The organism is Enterobacter sp. CP102 (genome assembly GCF_025152625.1).
GTDB classification, from domain to species: Bacteria; Pseudomonadota; Gammaproteobacteria; order Enterobacterales; family Enterobacteriaceae; genus Enterobacter; species Enterobacter soli.
The window spans coordinates 3,424,514-3,443,261 of record NZ_CP104014.1; the positions used below are offsets into that span (position 1 = coordinate 3,424,514).

The 18,748-nt window shown below is 56.5% G+C and carries 16 protein-coding genes; 4 read left to right on the forward strand and 12 right to left on the reverse strand.

Annotated features, from left to right (window positions below; translation table 11 throughout):
- Positions 1-4,959 (reverse strand): alpha-2-macroglobulin, encoded by a 4,959-nt coding sequence (locus N1249_RS16100; protein ID WP_259831057.1) that lies wholly within the window; start codon positions 4,957-4,959, stop codon positions 1-3.
- 285 nt (positions 4,960-5,244) lie between these two features.
- On the opposite strand from N1249_RS16100, the gene N1249_RS16105 reads away from it, so the two are divergent.
- From N1249_RS16105 to N1249_RS16120, 4 genes are all read left to right on the forward strand, one after another.
- On the forward strand, positions 5,245-6,789 hold the full coding sequence (locus N1249_RS16105; protein WP_259831059.1) for a PTS transporter subunit EIIC: 1,545 nt from the start codon (positions 5,245-5,247) through the stop codon (positions 6,787-6,789).
- Between the two features lie 12 nt (positions 6,790-6,801).
- Positions 6,802-8,169: a 6-phospho-alpha-glucosidase gene (locus N1249_RS16110; RefSeq protein ID WP_259831061.1), complete on the forward strand. Its 1,368-nt coding sequence runs from the start codon at positions 6,802-6,804 to the stop codon at positions 8,167-8,169.
- Positions 8,170-8,259: 90 nt separating this feature from the next.
- Entirely contained in the window at positions 8,260-9,105 is an 846-nt protein-coding gene (gene sseA, locus N1249_RS16115) for a 3-mercaptopyruvate sulfurtransferase (protein WP_259831063.1), read from the forward strand.
- The gene (locus N1249_RS16120) at positions 9,105-9,875 is read left to right on the forward strand and encodes a MurR/RpiR family transcriptional regulator (protein WP_259831065.1); all 771 of its coding nucleotides are present in this window, start codon (positions 9,105-9,107) and stop codon (positions 9,873-9,875) included. Before sseA ends, N1249_RS16120 begins: the two co-directional genes overlap by 1 nt.
- Positions 9,876-9,893: 18 nt before the next feature.
- On the opposite strand, the gene sseB is transcribed toward N1249_RS16120, so the two are convergent.
- The 11 genes from sseB to trmJ form a co-directional block, all read right to left on the reverse strand.
- Complete coding sequence (sseB, locus tag N1249_RS16125; protein ID WP_259831069.1) at positions 9,894-10,670, reverse strand: enhanced serine sensitivity protein SseB; 777 nt, start codon at positions 10,668-10,670, stop codon at positions 9,894-9,896.
- A gap of 140 nt (positions 10,671-10,810) precedes the next feature.
- Complete coding sequence (gene pepB, locus N1249_RS16130) at positions 10,811-12,097, reverse strand: aminopeptidase PepB (RefSeq protein ID WP_259831071.1); 1,287 nt, start codon at positions 12,095-12,097, stop codon at positions 10,811-10,813.
- A gap of 53 nt (positions 12,098-12,150) precedes the next feature.
- Positions 12,151-12,351, reverse strand: a complete 201-nt coding sequence (gene iscX / locus N1249_RS16135) for a Fe-S cluster assembly protein IscX (RefSeq protein ID WP_003860650.1) — start codon at positions 12,349-12,351, stop codon at positions 12,151-12,153.
- Between the two features lies 1 nt (position 12,352).
- Entirely contained in the window at positions 12,353-12,688 is a 336-nt protein-coding gene (gene fdx, locus N1249_RS16140; protein ID WP_217187352.1) for an ISC system 2Fe-2S type ferredoxin, read from the reverse strand.
- Position 12,689: 1 nt separating this feature from the next.
- Positions 12,690-14,540 (reverse strand): Fe-S protein assembly chaperone HscA, encoded by a 1,851-nt coding sequence (gene hscA / locus N1249_RS16145; protein ID WP_259831073.1) that lies wholly within the window; start codon positions 14,538-14,540, stop codon positions 12,690-12,692.
- Positions 14,541-14,555: 15 nt separating this feature from the next.
- A complete protein-coding gene (gene hscB / locus N1249_RS16150; RefSeq protein WP_259831075.1) occupies positions 14,556-15,071 on the reverse strand; it encodes a co-chaperone HscB in 516 nt (171 codons plus the stop codon).
- 77 nt (positions 15,072-15,148) lie between these two features.
- Positions 15,149-15,472, reverse strand: coding sequence for an iron-sulfur cluster assembly protein IscA (gene iscA, locus N1249_RS16155; RefSeq protein ID WP_014071348.1), 324 nt, complete (start codon positions 15,470-15,472; stop codon positions 15,149-15,151).
- A 13-nt stretch (positions 15,473-15,485) separates the two neighbouring features.
- The gene (gene iscU / locus N1249_RS16160; protein ID WP_005120408.1) at positions 15,486-15,872 is read right to left on the reverse strand and encodes a Fe-S cluster assembly scaffold IscU; all 387 of its coding nucleotides are present in this window, start codon (positions 15,870-15,872) and stop codon (positions 15,486-15,488) included.
- A 24-nt stretch (positions 15,873-15,896) separates the two neighbouring features.
- Positions 15,897-17,111: a cysteine desulfurase gene (gene iscS / locus N1249_RS16165; protein WP_014071349.1), complete on the reverse strand. Its 1,215-nt coding sequence runs from the start codon at positions 17,109-17,111 to the stop codon at positions 15,897-15,899.
- Between the two features lie 117 nt (positions 17,112-17,228).
- Complete coding sequence (gene iscR, locus N1249_RS16170) at positions 17,229-17,720, reverse strand: Fe-S cluster assembly transcriptional regulator IscR (RefSeq protein WP_006176693.1); 492 nt, start codon at positions 17,718-17,720, stop codon at positions 17,229-17,231.
- 277 nt (positions 17,721-17,997) lie between these two features.
- Entirely contained in the window at positions 17,998-18,723 is a 726-nt protein-coding gene (trmJ, locus tag N1249_RS16175; protein WP_166716652.1) for a tRNA (cytosine(32)/uridine(32)-2'-O)-methyltransferase TrmJ, read from the reverse strand.
- Between the last annotated feature and the right edge of the window lie 25 nt (positions 18,724-18,748).

Here is an 18,748-nt window from a genome sequence, read left to right on the forward strand (position 1 = left end):
TTATGGAACAACAATCAGCGGGCCACTTGCCGCACCTGTTGCCCGCCACTGCGGAACGTACATGGATTCCACCATCGGGGCCGGTACCTGATAGGTCCCAGGCGTTACGGCACGCGCCAGATAAACCAGCGTTACCGGCTGGCCGTCACTGACCGGAACCGCCGCCACAAAGCGATCGTCGCGGAACTCCATATGCTGAATATCCGCCTGCTGCATCAGCGTCAGCAGGTTCTGCACCTCGCTTCCGCTGTCCTGCAGGCTGGCGCTGCTGTTTGCCAGATTCTGATTCTCCAGCTCCAGCCCTGCCGGGAGCAAATCAACCACCAGCGCATCCGGGACGTTCTGGCTGGCTTTCACATCAAGCCATACCAGCACCAGCTCACCACTTTTCAGCGAAGAGAGCGATTTGGTGCTGCCATCGGTGGCCAGAATATGCCGTTCGATCTGCAATACGTTAGATGACGGCTGAGGCGCATATTCCGGGTATCCGCTGCTATCAAGGCGGATCCAGAGCGGCGTCGTGCCGGTGTTGGTCACCTGCAGCGCACCGAGCTGGTCACCATTGACGTTTTGCACCTGCGCATTGTCGCCGCTGAGTGGTTTGTCAGCCAGGCTGGTCGTGGCCTGCCAGGCGCCAGCAAGCGTTGGCAATGCACGGCCAGCGAGGAATAGCGCATTGCTCTCCTGAGTGGAGAGCCAGCGCTGGCTAAAGGCCTGTTCAGAAAGCGTGTTCAGCAGAGTGTTTTGCGCATCCGGCAGCAGTTTGTATTCTTCCAGCAGGGAGAGCATCAGTGCGTTGTCGCGAAGCGCGCTGCCGTAATCGGCCATCCAGTTTTTACTATCGTTACGCGGCGTTTTGATGGACAGATCCAGCGCCTGCTGGCTGCGTGGCGCATCCCCCATCAGTTTTAACGCCATGCCGAGCTGCATCAGCGGTAAGCCAGAAGCCGCCTGACTATGACGATCCCAGATTTCCCGCAGTGCGCCGAGCGGTGCTTTTTGCTGACGTGCCAGCACCAGCGCGGCATAAGACTGAACCGCAAATTTGCTGGCCTGAGTATCGTCGCTGTAGCGAATTGACATCATGCCCGGGTCCTGCAAATAGCGCAGCAGGCGGTTATTGGCGTTATTGATGGCATCGGCCGGAACGCTGTAGCCCTGCTCGCCAGCACGCACCAGGAAGTCGGTCACATAGGCGGTGAGCCAGTACTCCTCCTGGCCATTTTTATCCCAGAGCGCAAAGCCGCCGTTATCGCGCTGCATTTGCAACAGACGAGATATCCCGATGTCGATCGCAGCACGACGCTTATCATCGCTATCCCCTTTAATGCCCAGCGCCGTCAGCTGTGCGGCGTTGGTATAAAGCGACGGGAACAGGCCACTGGTCGTCTGCTCAAGACAACCGTACGGATACGCCTGCAATTCACGAATATAGCGCGCCAGATTCAGCGGTGGCTTACCGCTAAGCAGCAGCTGCCCCTGCAAGGTCGCAGGAGATAACCCATTGATATGTTGCGCAGGTGCAGTCCAGGATTCACCCGGGTTGAGCATTGCTCCCGTATTTACCGTCTGGGCCGGGAACGCCGGACGAACGCCGATTTTCCAGCTTTTTTGCTGCGGTGCGAAGGTTTCACCCGGAAGCGTAAGCCCTGTTACCTGAGCGGTAATTTCACCGTCGCCATAACCCGCGAGCGCCCTAACCGGGATAAAGAGGGTGGTTCGCACGCCTGGTGCCAGCTTAACCGGCTGCGGCTGCGCGCTTTCCAGGCTCAGCAAGCCGGATGCCGTTAAGGCAACGTTCAGGGTCTGCGGCTGATCGGTCAGGTTTGTCACATCCAGCGTTAACCTTGAGGTATCGCCGCTGGCCAGGAAGCGTGGTGTGTTCAGTTCAGCGATAACTGGCGCCGCGACAATCACTTTGCTTTCGCTGCTGCCAAAGTCGTCTTCCGTCCATGCCTGCGCCATCAGACGTAATTCGCCGTTGAAATCACCAATCGGCATCGTAATGGTCCCTTCGCCGTTGGCATCAAGCTCTACGGGTTGCGCCTGCTGGGCGATAATGGTGACGTGGTTCACCGGCGGTTTACCGCCGCGTTTCAGTTCATCACCATCACCACCAAAACGCAGCGCCGCCATGCGGCCCTGGCCTTCGATAACCTGGCCGTAGATATCATAAATATCGGCCCCATAACGCTTCTGCCCAAAGAATGCCTGCCACGGATCGGGCGTGACGTAATCCGTAATGCTCAGCACGCCGCTGTCCACCGCAGAAACCAGAACGTTAACTTTCTGCGGTACTGCGCCCTCTTTCACGCTGGCTTTCACTTTCACTGACAGCGTCTGATTTGGGCGCATTTTTTGCGGAGTATCGAGCGCAATATTCAGGCGACGATTTTCGTCACCCATTGGAAGGTGCAGTAATCCAACAGCACGTTTTGGCGTGGCCGATTTAGATTTATCACCCGGACGCACCACCAGCGTGCTGAGATACAGATCGTGACGTTTCCAGGCTTTATCCACCGGGATCGCCAGATCAAGCCCGTTGGCCGGAACATCGATTTCTTTCCACCACAGCGGCCCTTCGCTGGATTCAATCATCGCGTAGCCTTTGCCTGCGGCAGGTGCAGCAATGTGCAGGTTGATGGTGTCGCCTGGCTGGTAAGATGGTTTATCCAGCTTCAGCGTCACGCGGTCAGGACGCGCCGCGCCGGTACCATCGCTGTTATCCTGCCAGCTGTAGCCTGCCCAGAAACGCACGCTACTGACCGTATCATCCGGGGCTTTGACCTCCAGACGATAAGAACCCCACTCCACCGGGAAGGTCACTTTACCGGTCTGATCAGCGGCAATATCGAGGGATTGCTCACCTTCAACCAGATCTTTTTGATCAAACTGAGACTGCCATCCGTCCGTTTCGGACCAGTTCCAGAAGTAATCCCGACGTTCGCGGATAAGCCGCACCTGTAGCCCTGAAACCGCTTTTTTCGCTCCGCTGGCATCGGCATAGACGATATCAAAACCGGCGTTGCTGTTTTCATCCACAATAGGCTGATTGACGGTGGTGTCTGTGCGGTAGTCATATACCGCTTTGCTGGCAAACTCCGGGCGGATCCCCGGCAGGGTTTGCGCTGGCCAGATGGCCTGCTCTGCGCGACGCGTCACCGGACGGCCGCCGGATTCCAGCAGGCTGGCTTGCAGGATCACCTGTAAAGGCGAGTGCGCCTCCTTCCACTGGCTTTCCGCTGATACCTCACCCCGGCCCTGATCGTTAAGCGTGAGTTGCACTTCATCCAGGCTACGGGTCAGGTTCTCTTCCGCGATATCGCCAAACTGGAAGCCCGGCAGCGCCGACACGGCCTCACGCAGAGGACGCAGGAATAACTGCCCTTGCAGGCTGTTTCCGTTGGCGGGCGCGCCATACAGGTAATAGCCTGTCACATTAAACCTGACGTCATCAGCCGGGGACACCGGCGTTTTTTGCCCTGACAGATTTAACGCCATTCGCTCCGGCATAAAATCTTCGACGTGGAAATCCCACATCCGTTGCAGGTTATCGCCGGTATTGGCGCGGATATGCCACATACCGGTTTGCGCCCCGCTGTCCAGCGGATAGGTAAAGCGGTACAGACCGTTTTCCGGCTGAACCACCAGAGTACGGGCAACTTGTCCGTCCGGGCGCAGCACATCAAGTTTCACCGGTTGTGCAGGCAGTGGCTTACCGTCACTGTCACGCAGCAGGCCGTTGAGAATAACGGTTTCACCCGGGCGATAGAGATCGCGCGGGCCAAACATGAAGAACTGTTTGCTGTAACCCGGCGCGCCTGCGATATCAAATTCAGCCAGATCCAGCGCCGGAAGTTTCAGGTCGAGCAGCGTGGTTTGCCCGTCTTTGCGCGCCAGTATTAATGCGGCTTCTTTATCGGTCTCCAGCCTCGCGTGGCCGTCAGCATCGCTGGTGCCCTGTGCCAGCGTCTGACCTTTATCATTGAGTAATGCGACCTCAATACCGGCCTGCGCCGCGCCGTTTTCCAGGCTCTGGGTAAAGATATCGAGGCGATTATGATAACGGTGAGCGGACAGACCAATGTCGCTCAGGGTAAAGAGGGTTGCCGCATTGCTGTAGTTGTAATGTCCCGCCTGGTTCATCACGGCGATATACACACCGGACTGTTGCAGCGGTTTGATATCGCTCAGGGGCAGCAGCAGTTTTTCCCGCGTGTTTCGCGCCGGGTTGAGATCAAAACGGCCGGTATAAACCAGGTCAGCCATTTTGAGCAGATTGTCAGACTCCCAGTTGGTAAGCGAGTTACGGTATTCCCACTGGCTGACCAACGACGCCAGGGATTCAGGCTTCACGCGGTAGAAGTTAACATCCACGTTGTTGACGTTGAGCGCCATCACCGGCAGCCCTTCTACCACTTTTCCTGGCAGCAGCGAGCCGCGGCTGGCGAAACCGACCGTCGGTTCAACATCCCGGGTGGTGATCGCTTTTTCGTAATCGATGCCAAAGGTGGCTTTGTTCAGCGCCAGCAGGTCGCGTTCGACGGTAATCACCAGATTGCGGTTCGGCTCGAGGTGGCGCAGACGTAGCTCTTTCAGGTTGGGTGCCAGCTCCCAGGCACCATCGACTTTGCCGCTTTTCTTGTCCACCACGTGCACCGTCTTTGCAAAATCCTGGTCGGGATTGAGCGGGACAGAGAATGTCAGAACTAACGTAGCCGCTCCATCGAGCTGGATTTCAGACGCATCCAGTAAGGTAAGAGGTTTACCCTGACTGGCAGAGGCCAGCTTCGCCAGCTGCGCGCTATCGGGTTTTGCCGGGGTGTTCTCTTTCGATGAACTGGCGGTTGCAGGTGCCGGGGCCGAAGCCTGTGGTTTATCGTCGCTGTTATCACAGCCGACAAGCGTAAAAGCGGTAAGCAGCGCGAGAGAGAGCGCAGCTAAACGAAACGGTTTCATCCTTTATCCCTGGCCCATCGAGCCTGTTGATCGTCATCCGGTTAAGTATTATCCGCAAGTTTCATTAATACAAAAAGTCTAAATTGAGATTCTGGAAAGCACCTCGTAAAGAGTTGATACCTCACAACCGGTGCTGCAATGCCGATCACACCCTCAAACGTCACATGTTACCTTTCGCGTCATTTGTTTTTAAAACAAGCAGATAGCTGGATGAACCCTCCATTTGCCTGCTAGTTTAAGGCCCAAGACGCACACCGAGTGCGCGGTTCAATAAGAGAGATAGCCATGAAACGAGCCGTGAACGCCCTACAAAATTTCGGAAAATCACTGTACGGACCGGTACTTATCTTACCGATTGTCGGCCTTTTTATCGCCCTGGGTAACGTGCTGGGTAACGGCAACCTGGCAGACTATCTGCCATTCCTCGGCCACCCGTTAATCCAGAGCCTGGGGCAACTTATCGCCAAATCTGCCGTATCAGTGCTGGTTAACCTGGCGTTGGTCTTTGCCGTGGGTATCCCCATTGGCCTGGCGACCCGTGATAAAGGCTACGCCGCCCTGATTGGTCTGGTGACCTTTGTGGTGTTTATCAATGCCATGAACGTCACGCTGCAGTTGCAGGGCGAGCTTGCTCCGGCAGACCAGATGAAAGCGGCCGGACAAGCCATGGTGCTGGGGGTTCAGGTACTGGAGATGGGCGTCTTTGCCGGGATCCTGACCGGCGCGCTGTCGGGATACCTGTACAACAAATACGCCGGCGTACAGTTTAACGGCGCGATGGCGATTTACTCCGGCCACTGTTTTGTCGCCATTGTGATGCTTCCCGTTTCCATGCTCCTCGGCGTGGTGATGAGTGAACTCTGGCCATTTGCCCAACATGGCATTAGCGCCCTGGCGCTGGTGATAAAAGACTCTGGTCCGTTCGGTGTGGCCATTTACGGTTTCCTGGAGCGCATTCTGGTGCCAACCGGTTTGCATCATCTGGTTTACACGCCGTTCCTGTATACCGAACTGGGTGGCACGCAAGAGGTCTGCGGTGCCACCTACCAGGGTGCGCGCAATATCTACTTTGCCGAGATGGCTTGCCCGCAGGTGAAACAGCTCAGCAGCACGGTAGTGTGGGACGCCCGCGGCATCAGCAAAATGTTCGGCATGCCTGCGGCGGCGCTGGCGATGTATATGACCGCAAAGCCAGAACGCAAGGCTGCGGCAAAAGCGATTCTTATCCCGGCAGCACTGACCTCTCTTCTGGTGGGGGTGACCGAGCCGATTGAGTTCTCGTTCCTGTTTGTTGCCCCGCTGCTGTTCGTGGTGCACGCGGTGCTGACCGGCATCGGCATGATGCTCTTCTCGCTGTTTGGCGTTCATGCGATTGGCGCTAACGGGATTATCGACTTCATCCTCTACAACCTGCCGCTCGGCACGGAAAAGTCCAACTGGCCGATGTACATCGTGGTCGGGCTGATTATGTTTGCCCTCTATTTCGTGGTGTTCCGCGTCCTGATCCTGCGCTTCAACATGAAGACGCCCGGCCGTGAGGATGACGATCGGGAGACGCGCCTCTACAGCAAGCAGGAGTACCAGGCGAAAGGCAATAACGACGGGCTGGGCGAGTCCATCGTGGTGGGCCTGGGCGGCCGGGAAAATATTGAAGTGGTGGATAACTGCTACACCCGCTTACGCGTCACGGTGAAGGATGTCGCCATCATCGACGAACCGCGCCTCAAGGCGACCGGCGCGAAAGGGATTATCAAACAAGGTAACAACGTTCAGGTGGTCTACGGGCTGCATGTCAAAAAAATGCGAGAAGCCGTTGAGACGTTTCTCTGAAAGGAGCTAAAGATGTTTACACCCCCATTCATTCTGTCGCTTGCCGGCGGCGGCAGCACCTATACGCCGGGTATTGTGAAAAGCCTGATGGTTCGCCTGCAGGATTTCCCGCTGGCAGAGATTCGCCTCTACGACATTGACGATGCGCGTCAGAACACCATTGCGCCGGTGGTGGAGAAGGTTATTCGCGACCACAGTCAGAGCATTAAATTTACTGTCACCAGCGACCCGGAAGTAGCCTTCAGCGGCGCACACTTTGTCTTCGCCCAGATGCGCGTCGGCCAGTACAAGATGCGCGAGCAGGATGAGAAGATCCCATTGCGTCATGGCGTGGTCGGCCAGGAAACCTGTGGACCCGGCGGGCTGGCGTACGGGCTGCGCACGATCCTGCCGATGGTCGAGCTTATCGATCTGGTCGATCGCTACGCGCACGAGAAAGCCTGGATCGTGAACTACTCCAACCCGGCGGCGATCGTCGCGGAAGGCGTGCGTCGCCTGCGGCCAAATGCGCGGGTGCTGAACATCTGCGATATGCCGGTGGCTGCCATGCGTAATATGGGGGCAATTCTGGGCGTCGATCGCCACAAGCTGGAGGTCGACTATTTCGGTCTGAACCACTTCGGCTGGTTTACCCGCGTGCTGGTGGATGGCGAAGACAAGCTGCCGGAGCTGCGTCGACATATCGCGAAGTTTGGCCTGCTGACGGAAGATGCCGCGAAAACCGATCCGCAGCATTCGGATCCTTCGTGGGTAAAAACCTGGCGCAACATCAAACCGATTATGGACAACTTCCCGGAGTATCTGCCGAACCCGTATCTGCAGTACTACCTGATGCCGAACCAGATTGTCGAGCACCAGAACCCGGACTATACCCGCGCCAATGAAGTGATGGACGGGCGCGAGAAAAAGCTGTTCGCCGCCGCCGAAGAGTACAAGCGCACCGGGATCCTGCCAGATGCCTTCCATGTGGGCGTCCACGGTGAATTCATTGTTGATGTTGCCTGCTCGCTGGCCTTCAACCTGCGCCAACGCCATCTGGTGATGGTGGAAAACCGCGGGGCGATTACTAACCTGCCGTACGATGCCGTGGTGGAAGTACCAGCCTATATCACCTCTGAAGGACCAGAGCCAATACGCGTGGGTCAGGTGCCGCTGTTCCACCAGACGTTGCTGCAACAGCAGCTGGCTTCAGAACAGCTGCTGGTGGAAGCCACTATAGAGGGCAACTATGAAAAAGCGCTGCAGGCATTCACCCTGAACCGTACCGTGCCCACGATGGAACATGCAAAAGCGATTCTCGATGAGATGATAGAGGCTAACCGTGATTACTGGCCTGCACTGCAAAAAGCCTGGAATAACGGCGAAGCGGTGAAAAAATAAGGCGTTGCTCGCGAGTTGAACGTGGTGTGCTTGTCGGTGTCAGAAAAAACACCGACAATCCTTTTTTACGGAAAAGAATGGAGGCAACCCATGTCCACCTCATATTTCGTCGCCGCCGACTGGCTGATTGAGCACGGCGACGATCCGGAAGTTCAAATTATTGACGCGCGTATGGCCCCGCCAGGGCAAGAGCATCGCGACGTGCCCGGTGAATACCGTGCCGGACATCTGCCTGGCGCGGTATTTTTTGATATCGAAGCCCTCTCCGATCACACCTCTCCCCTGCCGCACATGCTGCCGCGCCCGGAAGCATTTTCCGTGGCGATGCGCGAGCTGGGCGTCAGCAAAGACAAACACCTCGTTGTTTACGATGAGGGTAACCTCTTCTCCGCCCCGCGGGCGTGGTGGATGCTGAAAAACTTCGGCGTGGAAAAAGTGTCGATTCTGGCGGGCGGGCTTGCGGGCTGGAAGCGCGACGAGCTGCCGCTCCAGCTGGGTGACGTGACGTTGCCGGAAGGCGAATTCGATGCCACGTTCGACGCGCACGTGGTGAAACGCCTGACCGATGTGCTGGTCGTGAGCCATGAAAAAACGGCGCAAATCGTCGATGCCCGTCCTGCTCCACGCTTTAATGCCGAAGCGGATGAACCGCGTCCGGGGCTGAAGCGCGGACATATTCCGGGCGCGCTGAACGTGCCGTGGGGCGATCTGGTGTTTGAGGGCGAGCTGAAAACCACCGACGAGCTGCGCGCCATTTTTGACCGTGCAGGCGTGGATTTACATCGTCCGATTATTGCCAGCTGTGGCTCCGGCGTAACGGCCTGCGTAGTGATCCTGGCGCTCGCCACGCTTGGCGCAGCCGATGTGACGCTCTATGACGGCGCCTGGAGCGAATGGGGTGCGCGAGACGATCTGCCTGTCGAACCCGCGAAATAATGGATAACCGCCTGACAACGCTCTTAACGCGCGGGGAGTCATTGACCCGTGCGGAGTATCGCGTGCTCGCCCACCTCACGGAACATCCGCTGCTGGTGGGGAATATCACGGTGCGCGAGCTGGCGCAGGCGACATTTGTTTCGACCGCCACTATCATGCGTCTGTGCCAGAAGCTGGGATTTAGCGGTTTTAGCGAGTTTATCTGGCATTGCAAACAGCTTCTTTCAGACACGCCACACATTACTGCGCAAAGGAATGACCTCCCGGAATTACCTGCCCTGTTCAGCCAGTTTATTGCGAATTATCAGCAGACATTCCAGTGGGTTACGCAAGAAAAACGCCAGCAGTTTGCCGGCCTGTTGCGCCAGAAAGAAAGTTTTTTTCTCTATGGTGCCGGGTTTTCTTATCTTTTTGCCGAGTACCTCACCAAGAAATTGCAGGTGTTGGGCAAAACGGCCTTTATTTCCGGGCCCGGCGACAGCAGAAATATTTTTCTGAGTAACGCAGCTCGTTATCAGGTGTTTATTGCCGTCTCGCGCAGTGGCGAAACGGAACAGGTGCTGGATAAAGCGCGGATTGCCAAAAACGTCGGCATGACAATCGTCGCGTTTACCCGCGCCTCGGCCAATACGCTGGCGGGGATGGCGGACGTGCACTTTGCCCTCTATGACGAAGCGGTACACTTCGCCGCCGAAGCCGCTGGCGTGACATCGTTCGAGTCTAATCTGGTGCTGTTGATGGATTTACTGCTGTTGGAAGCAACGGGGTGAGTGCTCACCCCAGTGCTATCAGATAATGCGATTGGTTTTCAGATCGCGCAGGAAACCGCCCCAGCGACGTTCATAGAACGGTGTGATGTGTTCTGTAATAAAGTGGCTGATGCCCTTCTCACCTTTCACAACGCGGCAGATATCAATCGGTTCATCACCAGGCAGTGTATCAGTGGCTACATTCCCGGCCGCCTGAATGATCTCGTCGATTTCACCGTCGGCTTCAATACCAATCAGCAGGATCGGCTGCTCGTCCGCGCTCTCTTTGATGGAGCACAGGAACGCGCGTTTTACCGGTTTGATGGTTTTGAACAGCGTGGTCAGGGAGTCAATCATCTGTGCTGGCGGTTCCGCCACTTCAGACAACAGCAGCGTTTCGCCACCTTCAATCACTTCCTGCGTGCTGAGCGGGTTGCCCTCTTCACCAATCAGATGGCTGATTTCGCGCGGGGTGAACTCTTTCCCGGTCGGCAGTTTAGCGTTCAGGAACAGCGTCTGGCCCAGCGTCATTTCGAACAGCGTACGCACCGGCATCACCACAAACGCCTGCTCGTCTTCAACCGCTTCCTGGAGTGCTTCAAGAGAGGTGAAGAACGGGATAACAGAGGTGCCATCGTCTTTCTCCCAGTGCAGCAGATCCAGTGCACTGTCTTCCACAACCTGCTCACCTTCCGCTGCCGTGCCTGGCACCCAGACGGTGGATTCCAGCAAGGTGCGGAAAAATGCCGGACGATGCGCGGGCTCGGTCGCCGCCTGTTCCAGCAGGGTTTCTAATTCATTTTTGGTTTCGGACATAGTTTCGCTACTTCAAAAAACGCCGGGTGGCGCTTCGCTTACCCGGCCTACAAACCGTAGGCCCGTGCAAGCGCAGCGCCGCCGGGCAATATGATGACTCCGAAGGCGCGCGTAAGCGTAGCGCCACCCGGCAAAAAAGATTACTCAGCCGTCAGCAGGTTCGCCACGGTACGCACACCCAGACCGGTCGCACCCGCAGACCACTGCTCAACTGCCGCTTTACGGTACGTTGCGGAGCAGTCGATGTGCAGCCAGCCTTCGTGGTAGTTCTCAACGAAGTGAGACAGGAAGCCCGCGGCGGTGCTTGCACCTGCCGGGTACGCCGCGCTCGCGGTGTTGTTCAGCTCGGCAAAGTTAGACGGCAGCTGGCTGCGGTGGAACTCGGCCAGCGGCAGACGCCAGAACGGCTCGTTCTCTGCGGCAGCGCTTGCCAGCAGGCGAGCAGCCAGTTTGTCGTCGAAGCTGAACAGCGCATGGTAGTCGTTGCCCAGGGCAGTTTTCGCCGCACCGGTCAGCGTTGCCATATCGATAATCAGCTCTGGCTTCTGAGCAGAGGCGTCGATTAGGCCATCGGCCAGCACCAGACGGCCTTCCGCATCGGTGTTCATCACTTCGACGTTTTTGCCGTTGCGGTAGCGAATGATGTCGCCCAGCTTGAAAGCATTGCCGCTTACCATGTTGTCCGCGCAGCACAGGTACAGTTTCACGCGCTTGTTCAGACCACGGGTGATAGCAAACGCCAGTGCGCCGGTAATGGTGGCTGCGCCGCCCATATCGGACTTCATGGAATCCATGAACGCGCTCTGCTTCAGGCTGTAACCGCCGGTATCGAAGGTAATACCTTTACCGACCAGGCAGGCAAAGACAGGTGCCGTTTTGTCGCCGGTTGGGTTGTAATCCAGCGCCAGCAGTACAGGAGGACGCTCAGAGCCGCGGCCCACGGTGTGAATACCCATGTAGTTCTGCTCGCGCAGATCTTCGCCTTTGGTGATGCGGTAAGACATTTTGTCACCCGCCACGCCGCACAGCAGGTCAACCGCGCGCTGTGCCAGCTGCTCCGGGCCTAATTCTTCAGCCGGGGCGTTGATGGTGTCACGCACCCAGTCAATAATGGTCAGACGGCTTTCCAGCTCTTTCTGGCCGGCTTCATCGAGGTTCGCCCACTCAATTTTACGGGTGCCTTTCGGGCCTTTGTAACCCGCCCAGAACGCCCAGCTGCGATCGGTATCCCAGCCTTCGCCGTCCAGAGAAACATGTTTAATGCCCAGGCCGTCAATTTTACGCGCGGCGCGCTGGATCAGGCCGGTGTCATCTTTGCCCGTCAGGTGCAGGGTAATGCCGTCGTTGTTGATGCTCCAGGTGGCTTTCTCGCCCCAGCGTGCGTCAGCAGGCTGTGTGGTGAGCGTAATCTTCATCGCTTCGGTCATTTTATTTATCCTTATTAGCAAACGGGCCGCCTGAAGGCAGCCCGTTAAGTGATTTACTCTGCTTCATCTAACCAGACTAACAGAATCGCCTCCAGAATTTTTTCATTGGATGCGTTTGGATCGTCGTCAAAATCCTCTAAATCGCAGATCCACTGGTGCATGTCGGTGAATCGTACGGTCTTTGGATCGAGATCCGGGTTCGCGTCGTAGAGCGCTTCGCCGATTTCACGGCTGTCTGTCCACTTCAGTCCCATATTAATGCTCGCGTGCGTGGTTGATGGTGTAGCGTGGGAATTCCACGACCAGATCTTCGTCGGTCACCAGCGCCTGGCAGCTTAAACGGCTGTCTGGCTCCAGACCCCATGCTTTATCCAGCATGTCGTCTTCGTCTTCGGTGCTCTCAGCAAGAGAATCAAAACCTTCACGCACTACGCAGTGACACGTGGTGCAGGCACAGGATTTTTCACAGGCGTGTTCCACTTCGATACCGTTACGCAGGGCAACATCGAGAATGGTTTCACCGGTATTCGCTTCCAGAACCGCGCCATCCGGACAGAGGTCCGCATGAGGCAAAATAACAATCTTTGGCATATTAAACCTCGTCCACGGACTGGCCTTTCAGCGCGACGCGGACAGATTTGTCCATGCGGCGAGCGGCGAAGTCCTGGGTTTGTTTATCAACGTTTTTAATGGCTTCTTCTATTGCATCAGCGTCATCGCCTTGCGCTACGGCACGTAAGTGTGCGGCAGCTTCGTCGATCACCTGACGCTCAGCGGCGCTTAACAGCGCGGCATCGGCAGCGAGTGCGCCAACCAGGCTTTCCAGCACGCGTGCGGCTTCAACTTTTTGTTCAGCCAGCATTCGCGCCTTCACGTCTTGTTCGGCGTAGCTCATTGAATCCTGAATCATGGTGGCGATTTCGCCATCGGTCAGGCCGTAAGACGGCTTCACCTGAATGGACGATTCAACACCGGTCGATTTTTCCATCGCCGTGACGCTCAGCAGGCCATCTGCATCTACCTGGAAGGTCACGCGAATGTGCGCCCCGCCCGCAGGCAGCGCCGGAATACCGCGCAGCGCAAAGCGAGCCAGAGAACGGCAGTCCTGCACCAGTTCGCGTTCGCCCTGCATCACATGGATGGACATCGCGGTCTGGCCGTCTTTGAAGGTGGTGAACTCCTGCGCGCGCGCCACCGGAATGGTGGTGTTACGCGGGATCACTTTCTCTACCAGACCGCCCATGGTTTCCAGCCCCAGGGAGAGCGGAATGACGTCCAGCAGCAGCATTTCGCTGTCCGGCTTGTTGCCGACCAGAATATCAGCCTGAATTGCGGCGCCCACAGCGACCACTTTGTCCGGGTCGATGGAGGTCAGCGGCGTGCGGCCAAAGAATTCACCCACGCGTTCGCGCACCAGCGGCACGCGTGTGGAGCCACCCACCATAACCACTTCAAGTACTTCTTCCGCTTCGACGCCCGCGTCTTTCAGCGCGCGGCGGCAGGCCAGAAGCGTGCGTTTTACCAGCGAGGTAATCAGATCATTAAACTGTTCACGGGTGATGTCACCCTGCCAGCCCGCAACATTTACGGTAACAGTCTGGGCGTCGCTCAGTGCAATTTTGGCGTCAACCGCCGCATCCAGCAGTTCACGCTGCACGCGCGCATCGCTACGATCGGTAATGCCCGCCTGCTCGCGAATGTGATCCGCCAGCAGATGATCGAAATCATCACCACCAAGCGCAGAGTCACCACCGGTGGCCAGCACTTCAAATACACCGCGGCTTAAGCGCAGGATCGAGATATCAAACGTCCCTCCGCCCAGATCGTAAACTGCGATCACCCCTTCCTGACCGGAGTCCAGGCCATAGGCAATGGCAGCGGCCGTCGGTTCGTTCAGCAGGCGCAGTACGTGAAGGCCCGCCAGACGCGCGGCATCTTTGGTGCCCTGGCGCTGTGCATCGTCAAAATAGGCGGGAACGGTGATCACCACGCCGTCCAGTTCGCCTTCAAGCGTGGCTGTGGCGCGAGCCGCCAGCGCTTTGAGGATGTCTGCAGACACACGAATCGGGTTCAGTAAACCCGCAGTGGTGGCGATCATTGGCAAGCCATTTTCACTTGCCTGGAACTGATAAGGCAGGTGCGGGTAGCGGCTCTGGATATCTGCCAGAGAGCGGCCCATCATGCGCTTAACAGAAATGATGGTGTTGGCCGGATCGCGCGCAGCGTTAGTGCGTGCATCGTAGCCGACCGTGTGGCCCTGCTGATGATAGTGGACCACAGATGGCAGCAAATGGCGGCCGTCAGCGTCTGCCAGCGTTTCCGCCTGGCCGCTACGCACGGTCGCCACGAGAGAATTGGTGGTGCCTAAATCAATGCCCACCGCCAGACGACGCTGGTGCGGTGCAGCACTTAAACCAGGCTCACTAATTTGTAATAAGGCCATGTTGAGCTTCCAGAATCAAAAATCGAGCAGCTTTTCTTCGAGTTGTTCAGCGCTGCTTCGCAGTTTATCGAGAAAACGGAGCTTGCGTACTGTGTCCGCCGCTACGTCCCATGTCTCGTTATTCAATTGTTCAACCATCTGCTGATGGCGAGTATCAAACATCTCTTTGACACGTTTGATAAAGCGCGCCAGCCGGGTTTCGTCTTTCGCCTGTTCTATCTCATCCAGCTCTTCACGCAGCTCCAGCTGTTCCATCAGGAATGCGGTATCGCGCACGGTGTGCTGTTCGCTCGCCAGATCAAATCCGTGAAGGGAGAGTAAGTACTCTGCGCGGGTTAACGGATTACGCAGCGTCTGCCAGGCCTGATTGATGGTCGCAGATTGAGAAACGGCCGCCAATTGCTCTGACTGAGTACCACTGGCAAATTTATCCGGATGGTACTGACGTTGCAGATCCTGAAAACGGACCGTCAGGGCCGGAATATCGACAGTGTACTGAGCGGGTAATCCGAAGAGGGTGAAGTAATCCATAACAATCTCAGGGGTAGCCGATTAAAACAAACCCCACGCACAGATTCCTGCGGTGGGGTTCATCGGATGACGCACGATCAAACGTGGAAGCTTTCGCCGCAACCGCACTCGTCTTTTACGTTCGGGTTCGTGAATTTGAACCCTTCGTTCAGGCCTTCTTTTACAAAGTCCAGCTGAGTGCCATTGAGGAATTGCAGGCTCTTGCCATCGACCACCACCTTCACGCCCTTGTCTTCAAACACGGTGTCGTCAGACGCCGGTTCATCAACAAACTCCAGTACGTAAGCCATACCAGAACAGCCGGAGGTACGTACGCCCAGTCGCAGGCCATAGCCTTTACCACGGTTCGCCAGGAAGGCGCTTACTCGCGCGGCAGCGCTGTCGCTAAGGGTAATCGACATACTCAAACCTCAATTATTTTGCTTCACGTTTGCTTTTGTAATCCGCAATAGCGGCTTTGATCGCGTCTTCTGCCAGGATAGAGCAGTGAATTTTCACCGGCGGCAGTTCAAGTTCGTCAGCAATATCGGTGTTTTTGATTGCCTGTGCTTCGTCCAGAGACTTGCCCTTAACCCACTCGGTCACAAGTGAGCTGGACGCAATAGCAGAACCGCAGCCATAGGTCTTGAAGCGCGCGTCTTCAATGATACCTTCATTGTTGACTTTAATCTGCAACTTCATCACATCGCCACACGCCGGTGCACCGACCATGCCGCTACCTACGGATTCATCGCTGTTGTCAAAAGAGCCAACGTTGCGTGGGTTCTCGTAATGATCAATAACTTTTTCGCTGTATGCCATGATTGAATTCTCCTTATGTACCGATTAGTGATGTGACCATTCAATGCTGTTCAGATCCACGCCCTGTTTGAACATTTCCCACAGTGGAGAAAGGTCACGCAGACGGCCGATGGAGTTGCGAACCAGCTTGATGGTGTAGTCAATCTCTTCTTCGGTAGTGAAACGACCTAAAGAGAAACGGATAGAGCTGTGTGCCAGCTCGTCGGTCATCCCCAGTGCGCGCAGCACGTAGGATGGCTCCAGGCTTGCAGAGGTACATGCAGAGCCAGAAGAAACAGCCAGGTCTTTCAGCGCCATGATCAGCGATTCGCCTTCAACATAGTTGAAGCTCACGTTGAGGATGTTTGGTGCGCCCTGCTCGAGATCGCCGTTCAGATACACTTCTTCCATATCTTTCACGCCGTCCCACAGACGGTTACGCAGAGTGCGCAGACGCGCCATCTCGGTTTCCATCTCTTCTTTCGCAATACGGTACGCTTCGCCCATGCCCACGATCTGGTGAACAGGCAGAGTACCGGAACGCATTCCACGCTCGTGACCGCCGCCGTGCATCTGTGCTTCGATGCGAATACGTGGCTTACGACGAACGTACAGTGCGCCAATACCTTTCGGGCCATAGATTTTGTGGCCAGAGAAGGACATCAGGTCCACTTTCAGCTGGCTCAGGTCGATAGGCAGTTTGCCCACGCTCTGAGTCGCATCAACGTGATAGATGATGCCGCGCGCACGGCACATTTCGCCGATGGTCGCGATATCCTGCACGACGCCGATTTCGTTGTTCACGTGCATGATGGAAACCAGAATGGTGTCTTCACGCATTGCCGCTTCGAGCTCTTTCAGGTCGATGATACCGTTGCTCTGTGGCGCAAGGTAAGTAACTTCATACCCTTCACGCTCCAGCTGACGACAGGTATCCAGCACGGCTTTGTGTTCGGTTTTGCTGGTGATAACGTGCTTGCCTTTTTTCTGATAGAAGTTGGCTGCACCTTTGATCGCCAGGTTGTCGGATTCGGTTGCACCGGAGGTGAATACGATTTCACGCGGATCGGCACCCACCAGGTCAGCAATCTGATTACGGGCGATATCTACCGCCTCTTCAGCATGCCAGCCAAAACGGTGTGAACGGGAAGCTGGGTTACCAAAGTTTCCGTCCAGGGTCAGACACTGCATCATTTTCTCGGCAACACGCGGGTCCACCGGCGTGGTTGCGGAGTAGTCGAGATAAATCGGTAATTTCATTGCTCTATAAACTCCGTACATCGCTTCAATGCAAGGAATCAGGCAACCGGCTGGATGTACGACCGAGTACACGGGGTGTTTCCACCCCGGCCTGATTCTGAAATACTTATTTTTTTATTACGCGCGCAGTTTAACGTCGATGGCGTCTTGCGCGCGGGTGCTGCGTTGTGATTCATGGCTATGCTGACGACCAGACACATCCAGAACTTCCTGGTTATTCACTAGCTCACCGAGAGTGATGTTGTTCAGGAAGCCGGTCAGACGGTCGCTCAGATCGCGCCACAGCGCGTGGGTCAGGCACTTATCGCCGCCCTGGCAGCCACCTTTACCCTGGCAACGGGTCGCATCAACGGATTCGTCAACTGCGCTAATCACTTCGCCTACCGCAATACTGCCCGCGTCTTTACCCAGCAGATATCCGCCGCCTGGGCCACGAACGCTGGAAACCAGTCCATTTTTACGCAGTCTGGAGAACAGCTGTTCCAGATAAGAGAGGGAGATCCCTTGTCGTTCAGAAATATCAGCCAACGGAACCGGGCCCGCTTCGGAGTTGAGCGCAACGTCCAGCATCGCGGTCACGGCATAACGCCCTTTAGATGTCAGTCTCATGTCTTACTTAACCTCAAACTCGCCCCTGCCCGGGGTTTTTTATTGTAAAATGGGGGTATTGCATAGCAGGGCCAAGTCTGACATTCCTGACTAAATTGGTCAACTATTTACTTGACTGTTTTAGTCAGGTATTTAACCTTCCGTGCCGTTTTGTCGGGTGGGGGGGGGGGGGGGGGGGGCGGGCGCTGGGGGGGGGGGGGGGGGGGGGGGGGCGCGGGGGGGGGGGGGGGGGGGGCCCCCCCCCCCCCCCCCCCCCCCACCCGGCGAACAGACGACACTACTCTTTATTCTTCTGCTCAATCGACGCCAGGATCCCGCGCAGGATGTTCAGCTCCTGACTTTCCGGGCGCGCGCGGGTGAACATACGGCGCAGCTTGTTCATCACCTGGCCCGGGTGGCCTTCACGGATAAAGCCGGTTGAGAGCAGCGTCTGCTCCAGGTGACCGTAGAAACGCTCAAGGTCGTCCACCAGCGGGTAAGCCGCCTCTTCTTTCTGTTCTACCGGTTTCTCCTGCGTTGCCAGCCAGGCCATGCGCACTTCGTAGGCAATGACCTGTACCGCCATCGCCAGGTTCAGCGAGCTGTATTCCGGGTTCGCGGCAATCGCCACGTGATAATGACATTTTTGCAGTTCGTCGTTGGTCAGGCCCACGCGTTCACGACCAAACACCAGCGCAACTGGCGCCTGTTCAGCTTCCGCCACGCTTTTCAGACCGCATTCACGCGGGTCCAGCATTGGCCATGGCAGCGTACGCGAGCGCGCACTGGTGCCGACCACCAGGCTACAACCTGCCAGGGCTTCGTCGAGGGTATCAACAATCTGAGCATTACCGATAACGTCACTGGCACCGGCCGCCAGAGCGATTGCCTGGGAGTCGGGTTTGACCAGAGGGTTTACCAGCCACAGATTGGTTAAACCCATGGTTTTCATTGCGCGGGCAACAGAGCCCATATTGCCGGTATGCGATGTTTCGACCAGCACGATTCGAATATTTTGCAGCATAGTTTTTGGTGTCTGAATTCAGTGT

What these genes read in the sequence shown, in the direction of transcription:
- N1249_RS16100 (WP_259831057.1), bottom strand. Translation starts at nt 4,959, where the DNA reads ATGAAACCGTTTCGTTTAGCTGCGCTCTCTCTCGCGCTGCTTACCGCT.
- N1249_RS16105 (WP_259831059.1), top strand. Translation starts at nt 5,245, where the DNA reads ATGAAACGAGCCGTGAACGCCCTACAAAATTTCGGAAAATCACTGTAC.
- N1249_RS16110 (WP_259831061.1), top strand. Translation starts at nt 6,802, where the DNA reads ATGTTTACACCCCCATTCATTCTGTCGCTTGCCGGCGGCGGCAGCACC.
- sseA (WP_259831063.1), top strand. Translation starts at nt 8,260, where the DNA reads ATGTCCACCTCATATTTCGTCGCCGCCGACTGGCTGATTGAGCACGGC.
- N1249_RS16120 (WP_259831065.1), top strand. Translation starts at nt 9,105, where the DNA reads ATGGATAACCGCCTGACAACGCTCTTAACGCGCGGGGAGTCATTGACC.
- sseB (WP_259831069.1), bottom strand. Translation starts at nt 10,670, where the DNA reads ATGTCCGAAACCAAAAATGAATTAGAAACCCTGCTGGAACAGGCGGCG.
- pepB (WP_259831071.1), bottom strand. Translation starts at nt 12,097, where the DNA reads ATGACCGAAGCGATGAAGATTACGCTCACCACACAGCCTGCTGACGCA.
- iscX (WP_003860650.1), bottom strand. Translation starts at nt 12,351, where the DNA reads ATGGGACTGAAGTGGACAGACAGCCGTGAAATCGGCGAAGCGCTCTAC.
- fdx (WP_217187352.1), bottom strand. Translation starts at nt 12,688, where the DNA reads ATGCCAAAGATTGTTATTTTGCCTCATGCGGACCTCTGTCCGGATGGC.
- hscA (WP_259831073.1), bottom strand. Translation starts at nt 14,540, where the DNA reads ATGGCCTTATTACAAATTAGTGAGCCTGGTTTAAGTGCTGCACCGCAC.
- hscB (WP_259831075.1), bottom strand. Translation starts at nt 15,071, where the DNA reads ATGGATTACTTCACCCTCTTCGGATTACCCGCTCAGTACACTGTCGAT.
- iscA (WP_014071348.1), bottom strand. Translation starts at nt 15,472, where the DNA reads ATGTCGATTACCCTTAGCGACAGCGCTGCCGCGCGAGTAAGCGCCTTC.
- iscU (WP_005120408.1), bottom strand. Translation starts at nt 15,872, where the DNA reads ATGGCATACAGCGAAAAAGTTATTGATCATTACGAGAACCCACGCAAC.
- iscS (WP_014071349.1), bottom strand. Translation starts at nt 17,111, where the DNA reads ATGAAATTACCGATTTATCTCGACTACTCCGCAACCACGCCGGTGGAC.
- iscR (WP_006176693.1), bottom strand. Translation starts at nt 17,720, where the DNA reads ATGAGACTGACATCTAAAGGGCGTTATGCCGTGACCGCGATGCTGGAC.
- trmJ (WP_166716652.1), bottom strand. Translation starts at nt 18,723, where the DNA reads ATGCTGCAAAATATTCGAATCGTGCTGGTCGAAACATCGCATACCGGC.